The sequence below is a fragment of the Streptomyces sp. NPDC047886 genome (assembly GCF_043204435.1).
Lineage (GTDB): Bacteria > Actinomycetota > Actinomycetes > Streptomycetales > Streptomycetaceae > Streptomyces.
Genome location: NZ_JBIDCF010000003.1, coordinates 41,706 through 58,484, shown reverse-complemented (window position 1 = coordinate 58,484; position 16,779 = coordinate 41,706). Strand labels below are relative to the sequence as shown.

Below are 16,779 nucleotides of genomic sequence, written 5' to 3'. Positions count from 1 at the left end.
GCCGACCGGTTGCGCGCCGCGTCAGCGCGAGCGCTTCGCGAGGCGCTCCACGTCCAGCAGGATCACCGCGCGGGCCTCCAGCCGCAGCCAGCCCCGGCCGGCGAAGTCGGCGAGGGCCTTGTTGACCGTCTCGCGGGAGGCGCCGACGAGCTGGGCCAGCTCCTCCTGGGTGAGGTCGTGCACCACGTGGATGCCCTCCTCCGACTGCACGCCGAAGCGGCGCGACAGGTCGAGGAGCGCGCGGGCGACACGGCCGGGGACGTCGGAGAAGACCAGGTCGGACATCTGGTCGTTGGTCTTGCGCAGCCGACGCGCGACGGCGCGCAGCAGGGCGGTGGCCACCTCGGGGCGGGCGTTCAGCCAGGGCTGGAGGTCTCCGTGGCCGAGGCCGAGCAGCTTGACCTCCGTCAGCGCGGTGGCCGTGGCCGTACGCGGGCCGGGGTCGAACAGGGAAAGCTCGCCGATGAGCTCTCCCGGGCCGAGGACGGCGAGCATGTTCTCGCGTCCGTCGGGGGAGGTGCGGTGCAGCTTGACCTTGCCTTCTGTCACCACGTACAGCCGGTCGCCCGGGTCGCCCTCGTGGAAGAGCGCGTCACCACGGGCGAGCGTCACCTCACTCATCGAGGCGCGGAGCTCCGCGGCCTGCTCGTCATCGAGCGCCGCGAAGAGCGGGGCGCGCCGCAGAACGTCGTCCACGAGTTCTCTCCTATGTCGACCTGCTCAGGGACGTTGGTCCCCATGATGCCGGACTGTTCGGTGCCGTCGAGGAGAGCGGCTCCCCAGGCCCCTCGCAGCTTCATACAGCTTCACGGCAGGTTAATCATCGTGCGATCAATCACAACAAGTTTGACGCACGGGTACGCGTGTCCGTACGGCAGGGGCCCGATTGGGTCGTGATCGCCTGTGGTCGGGGCGGATGTCAGTGCGGGACCGTAGGCTGACCGGGTGTCCAATTCGCCGGTGAGAGCGCAGGCCAAGGGGGCCGGGAGAGTGTCCGGGGAACAGAATTCCGCTGTGGGCGAACAAGTGTCGCCCTCGGTCAAGAAATCCGTACAGAAGGCCCCAAAGCGGGCGAAGAAGGCGGTCAAGCAGGAATCGCGTCTGGCCATGGTCCGGCGCGCCCGCCGGATCAACCGGGAACTCGCCGATGTCTATCCGTACGCCCATCCGGAGCTGGACTTCCGCAATCCGTTCGAGCTGCTCGTGGCGACCGTGCTGTCCGCGCAGACCACGGATCTGCGGGTGAACCAGACGACACCCGCGCTGTTCGCGAAGTACCCGACACCGGAGGACATGGCCGCCGCCGCGCCGGAGGCCCTGGAGGAGATCATCCGGCCCACCGGCTTCTTCCGGGCCAAGGCGAAGTCGCTGCTGGGCCTGTCAACGGCCCTTCGGGACAACTTCGGCGGAGAGGTCCCGGGTCGCCTGGAGGATCTCGTCACGCTGCCGGGTGTCGGCCGCAAGACGGCCAACGTGGTGTTGGGCAACGCCTTCGGCGTACCGGGGATCACCGTGGACACGCACTTCGGGCGGCTCGTGCGGCGCTGGAAGTGGACGGAGCAGGAGGACCCGGAGAAGGTCGAGGCGGAGATCTGCGCGATCTTCCCCAAGTCGGAGTGGACGATGCTGTCGCACCGCGTCGTCTTCCACGGCCGGCGCATCTGCCACTCCCGCAAGCCGGCGTGCGGCGCCTGCCCGATCGCCCCCCTGTGTCCCTCGTACGGGGAGGGCGAGACCGACCCGGAGAAGGCGAAGAAGCTGCTGAAGTACGAGATGGGCGGGTACCCGGGCCAGCGGCTCGCCCCGCCGCCGGACTATCCGGGCAAACCGGCCGCCCCCCTCGGTGGCGGCGAGTGACCCGCCCCGGTGGCTGGAACGAACCGGTGGTCGGCACGCGTTGGGACAGCCGGGGGTGTTGCCTATGACTCGCGCTGGTGAGAACGCCGGTACGGACAGGACGCACGGCGACGGGCGGGACGGCGGTGGCGCGGCCCCCACAGCGCGGGCGGGGGCCGTAAGGGCCCACCACGGGCCGCCGCCCGGCGAGCCGCACCGTCCAGGTGGCGCGGCCACCGAGGCCCGGCACGAGCCCGGCGGCGCCCACGCGGGCGCCGGGCACGGCGAGGGCCACCGGGACGTCCGGCACGGCGAGACGCATGGAGGCGCCCGCGAAGGCGACGCCCACGCGGGTGTCGGCGGCGACACGGCTCAGACCGGCGCCCGCAACGGCGACGCGCACGCCCGCGCCGGCCACGACGGCGCCCAGACCGCCGGCGGCCACCGTGAGGCCCCGGCGTCCGGCGGCCACCGTGAGGCCCCGACGGCCGTCGGCCACGGGGAGGCCCAGAGCGCCGGCGGGCACGGTGAGACCCCGACGACCGGCGGGCACAGCGAGGTTCCGAAGGCCGTCGGGCAGGGCGATGTGCTCGTCAGTGCGGAGGGCCTTCCCCCATGGCTGGAGCCCGTCGCGAACTCCACGCGCACCATCGCGCCCGAGCAGCTCAGCCGCTTCCTGCCGCCCGAGGCGGGCGGCCGCCAGGCTGCCGTGCTCATCCTCTTCGGGGAGGGCGAGCGCGGGCCCGAGCTGCTGCTCATGGAGCGTTCCGGCACGCTCAGGTCGCACGCGGGCCAGCCCTCCTTCCCCGGCGGTGCCCTCGATCCGGTGGACGGCGACCCGGCGACCTCGGGTCCGCTGCGCGCCGCGCTGCGCGAGGCCGAGGAGGAGACCGGGCTCGATCCGTCGGGCGTGCAGGTCTTCGGGGTGCTGCCCCGGCTCTACATCCCCGTGAGCGGATTCGTCGTCACGCCCGTACTGGGTTGGTGGCGTGCGCCGTCGCCGGTCGGCGCCGTCGACCCGGCCGAGACCGCCCGCGTGTTCACCGTGCCGGTGGCGGACCTCACGGACCCCGCCAACCGCGCCACGGCGACCCACCCGAGCGGTCACCGAGGCCCCGCCTTCCTGGTCGAATCGGCTCTCGTGTGGGGTTTCACGGCCGGGCTGATCGACCGGATCCTGCACTACGCGGGCTGGGAGGAGCCGTGGGACCGGGCCAAGCAGGTGCCACTCGACTGGCGTGCATGACAGGCTGGCTGCTGGGCTCCGAGGTCGAACGGGGCGACCGGAGACGAATCTGCGAGGCTAATGACGGTGAACGTGCTGGACATTCTGCTGCTGCTCGCCGCCGTGTGGTTCGCGATCGTGGGGTACCGCCAGGGCTTCGTCGTGGGCATCCTGTCGGTGATCGGCTTCCTCGGCGGCGGCATCGTCGCCGTCTACGTGCTCCCGTTCGTCTGGCGTCAGCTCGGCGGTGACGACAAGAACGTCTCGACGACGGTCGCGATCGTCGCCATCGCCATCGTGCTGATCTTCGCTTCGGTGGGACAGACATTCACCACGCACCTGGGCAACAAGCTGCGCCGCCACATCACCTGGTCGCCGGCCCGCGTCCTGGACGCCACGGGCGGCGCCCTGGTGAACGTGGTGGCCATGCTGCTCGTCGCCTGGCTGATCGGCTCGGCCCTCGCCGGAACCTCCCTGCCGACCATCGGCAAGGAGGTCCGTAACTCCAAGGTGCTCCTCGGCGTCTCACAGGTGATGCCGTCGCAGGCGTCCACCTGGTTCACCGACTTCCAGTCGGCACTGGCACAGAACGGCTTCCCGCAGGTCTTCAGCCCGTTCGCCAACGAGCCCATCACCGAGGTCCGCGCCCCCGACCCGGCGCTCGCCGACAGCCCCGTCGCCGCCCGCGCCCAGCAGTCCATCGTCAAGGTGGTCGGCACGGCGCCGAGCTGCGGCAAGGTCCTCGAAGGCACCGGCTTCGTCTTCGCCGACCGCCGGGTGATGACGAACGCCCATGTCGTCGGCGGTGTGGACGAGCCCACCGTCCAGATCGGCGGGCAGGGCAGGCTGTACGACGCGAAGGTCGTGCTCTACGACTGGCAGCGCGACATCGCCGTACTGGACGTACCCGATCTGAAGGCGCGTCCGCTCCAGTTCACCGACACGGACGCGCGCAGCGGGGACAGCGCGATCGTCGCGGGCTTCCCGGAGAACGGCGCGTACGACGTCCGCTCCGCGCGCGTCCGAGGCCGCATCAACGCCAACGGCCCGGACATCTACCACCGGGGCGAGGTGCGACGCGATGTGTACTCGCTCTACGCGACGGTCCGTCAGGGCAACTCCGGAGGACCGCTCCTGACCACCGACGGCAAGGTGTACGGAGTCATCTTCGCGAGGTCCCTGGACGACGCGAACACCGGCTACGCGCTGACGGCCGACGAGATCCGCGAGGACATCGAGCGGGGTGCGGCCGCCAACCAGCAGGTGGACAGCCAGGGCTGCGCGCTCTGACCGCGCGGGCGCTCCCCCTTCGACCGGGGGAGCGCTCGCGGCCCGGCGCGCCGGCCCCGGCCGCCGGAAGGCTCAGCCGCGGGGATGGCGCAGCCGCGCCGACACCCAGCGGGCGCGGCGCCGGAGAATACGGGGAATACCGAGGCGCAACTCGTGCTCCTGGTTCGGCGGGCCGCTCCTCTCGGGAGTCGGCGCGGAGGCCGAGCGGCGGTTGCGTGCTGCGTCAGCGTAGTCGTGCGTCCAGCCCATACCCCGACCTGTGCCCGGGGCCCAAGGTCGGTAACCGCCTGAGGGACGGCCAATTGGCCTATGCGCCAGGCATTTGGCTGTTCGTAGGACAACCGTTCCGCCGGGTTCCCGTGGCATTCGACGACAGAGCCGGGCGGCGGAGGCCAGGGCCCCGGGCGGAGGGGGCCAGGGCCCCGGGCAGCGGGGAGCAGGGTCCCGTCAGCGGTCCGGTTCGGGGTCCTTGAGCCAGTTGATGAGCTCCGTGGAGAACGCCAACGGGTCCTCCTCGTGCGGGAAGTGGCCGAGACCGTCGAACAGCCGCCAGCGGTACGGTGCTTCCACGTACTCGCCCGACCCCGCCGCGCTGCGTGTGCGCATCGCCGGGTCCTGGGAGCCGTGCAGGTGCAGCGTCGGCACCCGCACGGGGCGCTTCATCCGCCGGTTGAACTGGATACCGTCGGGGCGGGCCATGGACCGCACCATCCACCGGTACGGCTCGATCGAGCAGTGCGCCGTCGACGGAACGGTCATCGCGCGCCGGTAGACCTCGATCGCCTCGTCGTCCGGCTCCTTCGGCCCCGACCAGTCCCGGATCAGCCGGCCGACCAGTGCCGCGTCGTCCGCGACGAGCCGGCGCTCCGGCAGCCACGGACGCTGGAAGCCCCATACGTACGAGCCGGCGCGGGTCTGCGCGAAGTCGGAGAGCATCGCCGACCGCCAGCGGCGGGGATGCGGCATCGACGCGACGGCCAGCCGCCGCACCAGCTTGGGCCGCATCACCGCCGCCGTCCAGGCCAGATAGCCGCCGAGGTCGTGCCCGACGAGCGCCGCGTCCGGTTCGCCGAGGGACCGTACGACGCCGGTGATGTCGAGCGCGAGGTTGGCCGGGTCGTAGCCCCGGGGCGTACGGTCGCTGCCGCCCACGCCCCGCAGGTCCATCGCCACCGCCCGGTACCCCGCCTCGGCGAGCGCGGGCAGCTGGTGCCGCCACGTCCACCAGAACTGGGGGAAGCCGTGCAGCAGCATCACCAGCGGGCCGTCACCCATCTCGGCGATGTGGAAGCGCGCCCCATTGGCGGCGACGTCCCTGTGTGTCCAGGGACCGTCGATCCGTACGGGACTGCCAGGGGTGTTCTCAGGGACCGTCATGCGGACGAGCGTGCCACAGCCGTGGCCTTCTCCCTTACCGGTGCGGCCGGCAGGGCCGTGTCACGCGGGTGCGGCTTGGCCTTCTGGAGCACGGCGGCCGTCTCCTTGACCGAGGCCGCCGTCTTCTGCGGGCCCTTCCCCTTCTTGGCCTTCTTGGCGAAGACGGCGCCGATCAGCCCCAGCAGACCGGCGACGACGATGTTCGCGGCGAAGGACAGCAGGAAGCAGACCGAGAGGTGCCAGTCGCTCCAGGCGTGGATGCCGTACGCGAGGGCGAAGCTGAGCATCGGCAGGGAGAAGATCAGTACCGCGATGGCGGCGGTGAACGCGCCGCCGCTGATGGCGCCGCGCTTGACGTCCTGGCGCAGCTGCGCCTTGGCCAGTGCGATCTCGTCGTGCACCAGCGCGGACATCTCGGCGGTCGCCGAGGCGACGAGCTGGCCGAGGCTGCCCTCGGGTGCGTGTCCGTTGCTCCTGGCGTGGCCGGCCGGGTCGCTCATGGTCTGGCTCCCTCTTCTCTTCTGGGGTCCGACCTCAGATCATGCCGGACGGTCGCCGTCCCCGCGCGGTGCCCCCGCGTCTTCGGCCTGCCGCCGGTGCTCTGCGGCCTTCTTCTCGTAGATCTCCGCCATCCTGCGGTGGTGCTCCGGGTCGTCGACCTCGTACACGTCCGGTATGCCGCTGAAGTCCTCGTCGCGCTCCTCGACCTCGACGAGCGCCCGGTACTTGCGTACGCGCATCTTCAGCAGGACCGTGGCGAGCAGGGCGGCGATGAGCGAGCCGATCAGGACCGCCGCCTTGACCTCGTCGGTCAGCGCGCTGTCGCCGTCGAACGCCAGCTCGCCGATGAGCAGCGAGACGGTGAAGCCGATACCGGCGAGCGTGGCCACCGCGAACAGGTCCGCCCAGGCGAGGTCCTCGTTGAGCTGCGCCCGGGTGAACCGGGCTGTCAGCCAGGTGCCGCCGAAGATGCCGAAGGCCTTGCCGACGACCAGGCCGAGTACGACGCCCAGCGTCTCCGGCTTGGTGAAGACGTCGGCCAGGGCGTTGCCGGAGACCGAGACACCCGCCGAGAACAGCGCGAACATCGGTACGGCGAACCCGGCCGACAGCGGGCGTACCTGGTGCTCGATGTGCTCGCCGGGGGACAGCTTCTCCCCGTCGCGGCGGGTGCAGCGCAGCATCAGGCCCATGGCGACGCCCGCGATGGTGGCGTGGACGCCGCTGTTGTACATCAGGCCCCAGATGACCAGGGCCAGCGGAACGTACACGTACCAGCCGCGCACGCCCTTGTGGAGCAGCAGCCAGAAGACGACGAGGCCGGCGACCGCACCGCCGAGCGCCGCGAAGTTCAGGTCGTTGGTGAAGAACACCGCGATGATCAGGATCGCGAAGAGGTCGTCCACGACGGCGAGGGTCAGCAGGAACGCCCGCAGCGCCGACGGCAGCGAGGTGCCGATGACGGCGAGCACGGCGAGGGCGAAGGCGATGTCGGTGGCCGTCGGCACGGCCCAGCCGGCCAGGGAACCGCCGCCGAAGCCGTTCACCACGACGTAGACGAGCGCGGGGGCGATCATGCCGCACAGGGCCGCGACCACGGGGAGCGCGGCGGCCTTGGGGTCGCGCAGCTCGCCGGCCACCAGTTCACGCTTGAGCTCGATACCGGCGACGAAGAAGAAGATCGCGAGCAGTCCGTCGGCCGCCCAGTGCTGTATCGACAGATCGAGCCCGATCGACTCGAAGCCTATGTGGAACTCCCGCACCGTCTCGTAGCTGCCGGCGAGCGGGGTGTTCGCCCAGACCAGTGCGGCGATGGCGGCGATGAGCAGGAGGACGCCGCCGACGGTTTCGGCGCGCAGCGCCTCAGCGACGAAGGTGCGCTCGGGAAGAGAGAGACGGCCGAGGAACTTGCGGTCGGTCGGGTTGGGCGCGGCCACGGTGAGAGGACCTCCGGTCGGTGTCGGCGGACATGTTGACATACCTGCATATCGACACTGGATGTGTGGACACGCGGACATGCCGAAGCACGTGCCGACCAGACTTCCCGGCGCCCCTCAGATTTATTGTCGCTTTGTTGATGCGATCCATACCCTACCCGGAGGGCGCAAGGGCATATCCGGCAAACTTCACCTTATGCATAAAGAAGGCCCCCGGCGCGTCGTCGCCGGGGGCCTCGCTGGAGCGTTCGGTCCGGAAGTGTCAGGACAGGTCCGAAGCTGTCAGAAATGGCCTGGGCCGGCCTCGGCGGGCCTGAGGGAACAGGTCCGCCGAGGCCGCTCCGGTGTCCGTCGAGCCGCCCTCCGTTGTCCGTCGAGGCGGCCCTGGTCGGTCGAGGCGGTGTCCGCCGAGGTCGCCTGGTGTCCGTCGAGGCGGCTCCGGTGCCCGCCGAGGCCGCCGTCCGGTCAGTGGCGGTCCGATCAGTCCTCGCTGGAGGCGCTCGGCAGCTTGGACTGGATCAGGTCCATCACGGACGAGTCGGTCAGCGTCGTGACATCGCCCAGCTGGCGGTTCTCCGCGACATCGCGCAGCAGGCGGCGCATGATCTTCCCGGAGCGGGTCTTGGGCAGCTCGGCCACCGGCAGGATCCGCTTCGGCTTGGCGATCGGGCCGAGTGTGGCGCCCACGTGGTTGCGCAGATCGGTGACCAGGCCGTCGTTCTCGGCCTCGGCCGCCGCCGTACCGCGCAGGATCACGAACGCCACGATGGCCTGACCGGTGGTCTCGTCGGCCGCGCCGACCACCGCCGCCTCGGCGACCTTGGGGTGCGAGACCAGCGCCGACTCCACCTCGGTGGTCGAGATGTTGTGGCCGGACACCAGCATCACGTCGTCCACCCGGCCGAGCAGCCAGATGTCACCGTCGTCGTCCTTCTTGGCGCCGTCACCCGCGAAGTAGCGGCCTTCGAAGCGGGACCAGTAGGTGTCGATGAACCGCTGGTCGTCGCCCCAGATGGTGCGCAGCATCGACGGCCACGGCTCGGTGAGGACGAGGTAGCCGCCTCCGCCGTTGGGTACCTCGGCGGCCTCGTCGTCCACCACGGTGGCCGAGATACCCGGCAGCGGGCGCTGGGCCGAGCCCGGCTTCGTCTCGGTGACGCCCGGCAGCGGCGAGATCATCATCGCCCCGGTCTCGGTCTGCCACCAGGTGTCCACGATCGGCGTCCGGCCGGCGCCGATGTGCTCCCGGTACCAGATCCACGCCTCCGGGTTGATCGGCTCACCGACCGATCCCAGGACGCGCAGGCTGGACAGATCGAACTTGGCGGGGATGTCGTCGCCCCACTTCATGAACGTACGGATGGCGGTCGGCGCCGTGTAGAGGATCGTGACGCCGTACTTCTGCACGATCTCCCAGAAACGGCCCTGGTGGGGCGTGTCCGGCGTGCCCTCGTACATGACCTGCGTCGCGCCGTTCGCCAGCGGCCCGTACACGATGTACGAGTGGCCGGTGACCCAGCCGACGTCGGCGGTGCACCAGTAGACGTCGGTCTCCGGCTTGAGGTCGAAGACCGCGTGGTGCGTGTACGCCGCCTGGGTGAGGTAGCCGCCGGAGGTGTGCAGGATGCCCTTCGGCTTTCCGGTCGTGCCGGAGGTGTAGAGGATGAAGAGCGGGTGCTCGGCCTCGAACGCCTCCGGTGTGTGCTCGGTGGACTGGCGGGCGACGGCGTCGTGCCACCACACGTCCCGGCCCTCGGTGAACGCGGTCTCCTGCCCGGTACGGCGCACCACGAGGACATGCTCGACCTGCGGGCACTTGGTGAGCGCCTCGTCGATGGCGGGCTTCAGCGCGGACGGCTTGCCGCGCCGGTAGCCGCCGTCCGCCGTGATCACCAGTTTCGCGTCGGCGTCCTGGATGCGGGAGGCCACGGCGTCAGCCGAGAACCCGCCGAAGACCACCGAGTGAGCGGCGCCGATGCGGGCGCAGGCCAGCATCGCGACGGCGGCCTCGGGGATCATCGGCATGTAGACGGCGACCCGGTCGCCCTTGCGGACGCCCAGCTCGGTCAGGGCGTTGGCCGCCTTGGACACCTCGTCCTTCAGCTCCGCGTACGTGAGGGCGCGGCTGTCGCCAGGCTCCCCCTCGAAGTGGATGGCGACCCGGTCGCCGTGACCGGCCTCGACATGCCGGTCCACGCAGTTGTACGCCACGTTGAGCGTGCCGTCGGCGAACCATTTCGCGAACGGCGGGTTCGACCAGTCCAGGGTCTCGGTCGGCTCGGTGGCCCAGCTGAGCCGGCGTGCCTGCTCGGCCCAGAAACCGAGCCTGTCCGCCTCGGCCTGCTCGTACGCGGCCGCCGTCACATTGGCGTTCGCCGCCAGCTCGGCGGGCGGTGCGAAGCGCCGCTCCTCCTTGAGGAGGTTGGCCAGGCTCTCGTTACTCACGACATCTCCCATTCTCAGGGCGTCCGGTGTGTCCCAGCCCATAGCTCATCAGCCGGATGCCCGGGTGACAAGGGTTTCCCACGCATTGGTTTAGACCTGTTGGCGGCTGGTGGGCGGTGGACATGGTGGAGGTGGGGGTGGGCTGATGACCGAAGATCGGTGCGGTGGAGTGGGCCCCTCCTCCCCGGGCGGTGGGAAGGAGGGGCCCAACCACCTCCACGGCCGCCGGACGCGCATGGTTCACCATGCCGGAGACCGGTTCGGAGCCGGGCGGTTCCGCGCCGCCCGGCCCGGCTGGAATCCGGACGGCTGGAGTCGAGCCGTGGCCGGGCTGGGCTCCGCCCGGCTGGACTCCGCTTGGCTCGGCTGGGTCCGCCCGCCTGGGGTCGAGCCGTCCGGCCGGTCCGGGGTCCGCCCGCCTGGGGTCGAGCCGTCCGGCTTCACTCGGGCCGGGTCGGTTCCGTTACGGCTCGGCTTGGGCTTGGGCTTGGGCTTGGGCTTGGGCCTGGACCTGGGCTGCCCGGAGCTGCCCGCTTCGGCCGGCTCGCTCCGGCATGGTTCGTCGGCAGGCCCGATCCGGCACGGGCGGTCGCCGCTGCCCGCAGCGTCAGGCGTGAGCCTCTTCCCGGCGTACGGCCGGCGCCACGCGCCGGAAGACGTCGTCCACCTCATCCGTATGGGTCAGCAGATACGCCTGTGCCTCACCGACGTGGAAGTACATCCCGTGGAGCTCCAGCGTGCCGTCCGCCAGGCGCCGGGCCACCGACTCGTGGGCCTTCAGATGCTCCAGCTGCTGCACCACATTGGTCAGGCAGAGCTGCTCCACCGCGTCGGCGGGGAGCCGTCCCGCGATCCTGGCCCAGGTGCGGCGCTTGCTGCGCATCCGCTCCAGACTCGGCTGCCCGTGCCGCAACCAGCGTCGCAGCGGGGTCTGCGGTGCCCCCTCGTCAGGGGCGCCGCTCAGCAGGGCCTGCATGGCCCCGCACCCCGAGTGGCCGCACACGGTGATGGACTGCACCCGCAGCACCTCCACCGCGTACTCGATCGCGGCCGCCACCGAGTCGTCCCCGCCCTCGTCGCCGGGCAGGGGTACGAGGTTGCCCACGTTGCGCACGGTGAACAGATCACCCGGTCCGCTTGCCGTGATCATGCTGGTGACCAGCCGGGAGTCAGCGCAGGTCAGGAACAGTTGCGAAGGCCGCTGCCCTTCGCGGGCCAGGCGTGCCAGCTCCTCGCGTACGAGGGGGGCCGTGTGCCGCTGGAACGAGCTGAGCCCGCTGGCGAGCCGGTTCGCCTTCGTGCGCGGCGGTTCGGTCGTGTGCTCGCCGCACTGGTGGTTGCGCCACGGGGTCCAGGTCCGGCAGCAGGCGTGCGAACCGGACGCGGGCTCGGCGATCCTCCCACCGGACCGGCCGGTCAGCTCGACCCGGCCGCCCCTGGTCGTATGGGACCCCTGCCAGTCCTGCAGGGTCTCGTAGGCGGCGTGATCCATGAAGGAACCGTCCAGCTCCACCACCACATGGGCTCCCTGCGGAACCTGGTGCAGCACCCGGCTGAGCCGTGGCACAGCGAGGAACGTCAACTGGCCCCGCACCCTGATGTGTTCGGCGCCATCCCGCTCCTCCCTGGTGATCCGGGTCCTCGACAGCCGGTGCATCGCGACGCCCGTGGCCACCACGATGCCCAGGGCCACGCCCTGGAGGACGCCGATGAGGACGACACCGCCGAGGGTCGCCGCGTACACGAGCACCTCGCGATGCCGGGTGACGCTGCGGATATGGGTGATGCTGACCATCTGTACGCCGACCACCATCACCAGCGCGGCGAGTGCCGGCAGCGGGATCAGATCGAGCAGGGGGACGAGGAGAAAGGCCGCCAGCAGCACCCAGACGCCGTGCAGCATCGTGGAGTTGCGGCTCACCGCGCCCGCCGACACATTGGCCACACTGCGCACCGCGACTCCGGCGACCGGCAGTCCGCCCAGGGCCCCGGACACGGCGTTCGCGGCGCCCTGACCTGCCAGTTCGCGGTCCAGCCGGGAGCGCGGGACCTGGCTGCCCGTGTCCTTGCGGGCTGCGACCAGCTTGTCGACGGCGACGGCCGACAGCAGTGACTGGACGCTGGTGACCAGCGTGACGGTGAGCACCCCGGCGGCGATGCCGAGAACGGGTCCCTCCGGGATCCCCGGCAGCGCATGGCTGCTCCAGGAGGGCAGGTCGACGCGGGGCACGTGCATTCCGGCCGCCCACGCGAGGACGGTCGCCGCGGCGACCGACACCAGCGCGGCGGGCACCTTGCGGACGATCCGGCCCCCGCGTCCCGGAAGCCGTGGCCACACCAGCAGCACGACCACGGTGAGGACGCTCACCGACAGCGCGGCCGTATGCGGGTCGGCGAGCTGCCCCGGCAGCCCGAGGGCGTTGGCCACGACGTTGCTCTGCGGTGTGCCGCCGAGAACGATATGGAGCTGGGCGAGCGCGATCGTGACACCGATGCCCGCGATCATGCCGTGCACGATCGCCGGGGACACGGCGAGTGCCGAGCGCGCCACCCGCAGGGTGGAGAGCCCTAGTTGGGCGAGTCCGGCGAGAACGGTGATGGCGCAGGTGGTGCGCCATCCGTACCGCTGGATCAACTCAGCGGTGACCACGGTCAGTCCGGCTGCGGGTCCGCTCACCTGGAGCGGCGCACCGCCGAATCGGCCGGCGACGATGCCGCCGACGGCGGCGGCCACCAGTCCGGCCTGGAGCGGCGCCCCGGTGGCGAGAGCGATGCCGAGGGATAGCGGCAGGGCGATGAGGAACACGGCGATGGACGCGGACAGGTCCGCGCCCGCGATCGGGAAGCGGCGACCGCCTGGCGGGCTGTGCGGTCGGCTGAAGCGGGACCTTCGGGCCGCCCATGACGTACGGGACAGGCGGGAGGCGCCGGTGGTGCGGGCGCCGGGGTCGGCCGAGGGGCCGGAGTTGCTGGTGCGCGGGGGTACAAGGGCGGTCATGGTCCCGTCTTCTCCTCCGGGGCGGCGCGGTCGCGGATACGTGCGAGACGAACAGAAGCGTGCGAGACGAACGTGGGGCGCGGCCGTGGGGCACGGCGTGCAGCGGGCGGGATTCCCAACTCTCAGTAAATGGATCGTAATGCAGAGTAAAGAGTCCGGCATTATTTTCGGGGCAAATAGGGCAATGATTCACTCGTGGTGGTGATAAGTGTGTCTAGTACGGCTTGTCATACCTTTTCCCCTCCGGTCCCGGTGCGACGTTGGCGGCGCTCGCAATCGACCCCGGGAAGCACAGAAGGGTGGGCGGATGATGGCCGCCACGAAGAGGATCACTGTCGGCGCCGTCGCGGTGGCGCTGACCGCCGGGCTGGCGGGCTGTGCCGGCACGGACGAGTCGGCCCCCCAGGGGGCGCCGGGCCCCAAGAAGGGAGCAGCCGCGCCGAAGAGCGCGGTCCGGCTGATCGGCGACGGATCGACGTCCTTCACCGGGGCCCAGCCCGGACTCCGCAAGCCCGAGAGGCTGAAGCCCGGTCAGAAACCGCCCCAGTTCGTCGTCTTCTCCTGGGACGGGGCCGGCGAGGACAGCCAGAAGCTGTTCTCGCACTTCCGCACAGTGGGCAAGAAGTACGGCGCGACGATGACCTACTTCCTCAGCGGCGTCTATCTGCTGCCGGAGGACAAGGCAACCCTCTACAACCCGCCAGGACACGCCCCGGGCCGGTCCGACATCGGCTTCAACGACACCGAGGGCATTCGCGCAACCGTCCGCGAACTGCGCGGTGCCTGGCTGGAGGGCAACGAGGTCGGCACCCACTTCAACGGCCACTTCTGCGGCGCCGCCGGCGGCGTCGGCACCTGGTCCGTGGAGGACTGGAAGAGTGAGATCGCGCAGGCCAAGTCCTTCGTCAAGAACTGGCGCACCAACGCGGGCCTTACCGCCGAGAAGCCGTTGCCGTTCGACTATGACAAGGAGCTCATCGGTGCCCGCACCCCGTGCCTGGAGGGCCGCGAGAACTTCATGCGCGCCGCGAGCGAGCTGGGCTGGCGGTACGACACGAGCGGGGTCAACAACCAGGTGTGGCCGGACAAGGACGAGGGGCTGTGGGACCTGTCGATGCAGCTCGTCCCCGTCCCGGGCCGCACGATCGAGACGCTCTCGATGGACTACAACTTCATGGTCAACCAGTCGGGGACGGTCAAGGGCGACCCCGCGCGCCACAAGTACTGGGGCGATCAGATGCGCGACGGCCTGATCCAGGCGTTCACCCGCTCGTACCAGGGCAACCGGGCCCCTCTGATCATCGGCAACCACTTCGAGTCGTGGAACGGCGGCACGTATATGCGGGCGATCGAGGAGACGATCGCGCACGTCTGCGTGCAGGCGGAGGTGCGCTGTGTGTCGTTCCGCCAGCTCGCCGACTGGCTGGACGCTCAGGACCCGGACGTGCTCGCGAAACTGCGGACACTGAAGGTGGGGCAGGCGCCGGCCGAGGGCTGGGCGTCGTTCCTCGCCCCCCGTCCGGCGGTCGCCGCCTCCGGCTCCGCCGCCCCCCGGTCCGCCTCACCCGGCTCGGCCCCGTCACGCAGTACGTCCTAGTTGTACTGACCTGGGCGGTCCTTGCCGGGACCCGGCGGTGCCGGGACCCGGCGGTGCCGGGCCCCGGTGGCGAACGGAACCGGCGACGGCCGGTCCCCGGCGTCGGGCCTCAGGACAGCTGGGGGAGCGCTTCACCGAGGACGAAGGCGGGGTCGACCTGCGCGGCCAGGTCGGCACCCGTCTTCTCATTGCCCCAGCTCCGCGCGTTCTTCAAGTGGAAGTGGACCATCTGGCGGGTGTAGCGCTCCCAGTCCCGGTTCCGGTACGAGGCGTCCGCCGTCGCCCGCAGGGAGTGCAAAGCCGAGCGGTTCTCCGCCTCCAGCAGTTCGAACGGCGCGGGGCGGCCCTTCTCCATGGCGCGTACCCAGTCCGAATGCCCGAAGGTCACGAGCAGGTCGTCGCCCACCTGGTCCCGTAGGAAGTCCACGTCGTCCGCGCCCTGGACCTTGTTCCCGACCACCCTCAGGGCGACGCCGAAGTCCCGTGCGTACTCCTTGTACTGGCGGTACACGGACACGCCCTTCCTGGTCGGCTCCGCTACCAGGAACGTCATGTCGAAACGCGTGAACATGCCGGACGCGAAGGAGTCGGAGCCGGCCGTCATGTCCACCACGACGTACTCGTCCGGGCCGTCCACCAGGTGGTTGAGGCAGAGCTCGACCGCGCCCACCTTGGAGTGGTAGCAGGCGACCCCGAGGTCCGCCTCGGTGAACGGCCCGGTGGCCATGAGCCGCACCTCGCCGTCGTCCAGCCGAACCGGCCGGGCGCACGCCTCGTAGATCGGGTTGTCCTCACGGACCCGCAGCAGCCGGGAACCCTCACCGGGCGGGGTCGTCTTGATCATCGTCTCGGCCGAGGCGATCCGTGGATTGCCGCCGCGTAGATAGTCCTTGATCAGCGGCAGATGGGCGCCCATCGCGGGCAGTGCGGCGGCTTCGTTCTCCTCCAGGCCGAGTGCGACCCCGAGGTGCTGGTTGATGTCGGCGTCCACCGCGACGACGGGCGCCCCATGGCTGGCGAGATGGCGGATGAAGAGCGAGGACAGCGTCGTTTTGCCGCTGCCGCCCTTCCCTACGAAAGCGATCTTCATGTTCACCTAGGGTAGTGGTTCGATCGCGGCGGGTCCGCGAGCCGTATGAGGAACACCACTCGGGCGGGGGTCGAAAGGGTGGGACGCGTAGCCTCCTTACTTATGAGTACGAATGCCGCTGACCCGCTGGCCGCCCTCGCGGCGCTGCCCGGTGTACCCGAAGCCGTGGACTCCGTACGCAAGGCCGTCGACCGTGTCTACGGACACCGGGTGATGAGGCGGCGCAGCAACGAGGTGTCGTCGGAGGCCGCGCTGCGCGGCGCCCGCGGTTCTGCGGCGCTGTCCGGGGCGGACTGGGCGCTGGAGGAGGTGCGCAGGCGTACCGACTTCGGCGCCGACGAGGAGGCGCGCACGGTCGGCGCCGCCCTGCGCCTGAGTGCCGAGGCGGGTCAACTCCTCTCCATCTGGCGGCAGTCGCCGCTGCGGGTGCTCGCCCGGCTGCACCTGGTCGCGGCGGGTGGTGTGGGTGGTGCCGACGCCGCCGGGGTCGCCGATGGTGCCGGTGACGCGGTGGGCAGGCCGCGGCGGAACGGTGAGGCGGTGCGTGAGCCGCTGATCGACGCGCCGCTGCCGGATGCCGCCGAGGTCGCGGGCCGGCTGGACGGGCTGTCGGACGTGATCATCGCGGGTGGCTCGGCACCGGCCCTGGTGACAGCTGCCGTGGTGCACGGCGAGCTGCTCGCGCTGCGGCCCTTCACGACGTACAGCGGACTCGTGGCGCGGGCGGCCGAGCGCATCGTCCTGGTCGGGAGCGGGCTCGACCCCAAGGGAATCTGCCCGGCCGAGGTCGGACACGCGGAGCTGGGGCGCGAGGCGTATGTCGCGGCGTTCGAGGGTTATCTCTCCGGTACCCCCGAAGGGGTCGCGCGGTGGATCGCGCACTGCGGCCGGGCCGTGGAGCTGGGTGTGCGCGAGTCGACGGCGGTGTGCGAGGCGCTGCAGCGCGGCGCGGCCTGAACGGGCTCGGTACAGGGTGCGGCGGTA

At 70.8% G+C, this 16,779-nt stretch carries 12 protein-coding genes; 5 read left to right on the top strand and 7 right to left on the bottom strand.

Annotation, left to right across the window (positions count from 1 at the left end; genetic code table 11):
- Positions 1 to 21 precede the first annotated feature (21 nt).
- A complete protein-coding gene (locus tag ACGF5U_RS11825) occupies positions 22 to 696 on the bottom strand; it encodes a Crp/Fnr family transcriptional regulator (RefSeq protein ID WP_014046869.1) in 675 nt (224 codons plus the stop codon).
- 330 nt (positions 697 to 1,026) lie between these two features.
- Between ACGF5U_RS11825 and nth the strand changes: the two genes are divergently transcribed.
- The 3 genes from nth (at position 1,027) to ACGF5U_RS11810 (ending at position 4,351) form a co-directional block, all read left to right on the top strand.
- Positions 1,027 to 1,857 (top strand): endonuclease III, encoded by an 831-nt coding sequence (gene nth / locus ACGF5U_RS11820; RefSeq protein WP_392710621.1) that lies wholly within the window; start codon positions 1,027 to 1,029, stop codon positions 1,855 to 1,857.
- Between the two features lie 565 nt (positions 1,858 to 2,422).
- Positions 2,423 to 3,082 carry an NUDIX hydrolase gene (locus ACGF5U_RS11815; RefSeq protein ID WP_392710620.1) on the top strand — a complete coding sequence of 220 codons (660 nt, stop codon included), beginning with the start codon at positions 2,423 to 2,425 and terminating at the stop codon, positions 3,080 to 3,082.
- Between the two features lie 66 nt (positions 3,083 to 3,148).
- Complete coding sequence (locus ACGF5U_RS11810; RefSeq protein ID WP_392709875.1) at positions 3,149 to 4,351, top strand: MarP family serine protease; 1,203 nt, start codon at positions 3,149 to 3,151, stop codon at positions 4,349 to 4,351.
- A gap of 447 nt (positions 4,352 to 4,798) precedes the next feature.
- On the opposite strand, the gene ACGF5U_RS11805 is transcribed toward ACGF5U_RS11810, so the two are convergent.
- From ACGF5U_RS11805 to ACGF5U_RS11785, 5 genes are all read right to left on the bottom strand, one after another.
- Entirely contained in the window at positions 4,799 to 5,728 is a 930-nt protein-coding gene (locus ACGF5U_RS11805; RefSeq protein ID WP_392709873.1) for an alpha/beta fold hydrolase, read from the bottom strand.
- A complete protein-coding gene (locus ACGF5U_RS11800; protein WP_392709871.1) occupies positions 5,725 to 6,228 on the bottom strand; it encodes a phage holin family protein in 504 nt (167 codons plus the stop codon). The genes ACGF5U_RS11805 and ACGF5U_RS11800 overlap by 4 nt, the downstream gene beginning before the upstream one ends.
- 39 nt (positions 6,229 to 6,267) lie before the next feature.
- Complete coding sequence (nhaA, locus tag ACGF5U_RS11795; protein ID WP_392709869.1) at positions 6,268 to 7,665, bottom strand: Na+/H+ antiporter NhaA; 1,398 nt, start codon at positions 7,663 to 7,665, stop codon at positions 6,268 to 6,270.
- Between the two features lie 480 nt (positions 7,666 to 8,145).
- A complete protein-coding gene (acs, locus tag ACGF5U_RS11790) occupies positions 8,146 to 10,110 on the bottom strand; it encodes an acetate--CoA ligase (protein ID WP_392709867.1) in 1,965 nt (654 codons plus the stop codon).
- 607 nt (positions 10,111 to 10,717) lie between these two features.
- A complete protein-coding gene (locus ACGF5U_RS11785) occupies positions 10,718 to 13,108 on the bottom strand; it encodes a bifunctional SulP family inorganic anion transporter/carbonic anhydrase (RefSeq protein ID WP_392709865.1) in 2,391 nt (796 codons plus the stop codon).
- Between the two features lie 307 nt (positions 13,109 to 13,415).
- Between ACGF5U_RS11785 and ACGF5U_RS11780 the strand changes: the two genes are divergently transcribed.
- On the top strand, positions 13,416 to 14,705 hold the full coding sequence (locus ACGF5U_RS11780) for a hypothetical protein (RefSeq protein ID WP_392709864.1): 1,290 nt from the start codon (positions 13,416 to 13,418) through the stop codon (positions 14,703 to 14,705).
- A 109-nt stretch (positions 14,706 to 14,814) separates the two neighbouring features.
- Here the strand turns inward: ACGF5U_RS11780 and ACGF5U_RS11775 are convergent, their stop codons facing one another.
- On the bottom strand, positions 14,815 to 15,795 hold the full coding sequence (locus ACGF5U_RS11775; protein ID WP_392709862.1) for an ATP-binding protein: 981 nt from the start codon (positions 15,793 to 15,795) through the stop codon (positions 14,815 to 14,817).
- A 102-nt stretch (positions 15,796 to 15,897) separates the two neighbouring features.
- Here ACGF5U_RS11775 and ACGF5U_RS11770 point away from each other — a divergent pair, with 102 nt between their 5' ends.
- The gene (locus ACGF5U_RS11770; RefSeq protein ID WP_392709860.1) at positions 15,898 to 16,752 is read left to right on the top strand and encodes an oxidoreductase; all 855 of its coding nucleotides are present in this window, start codon (positions 15,898 to 15,900) and stop codon (positions 16,750 to 16,752) included.
- The last annotated feature ends 27 nt before the right edge of the window (positions 16,753 to 16,779 follow it).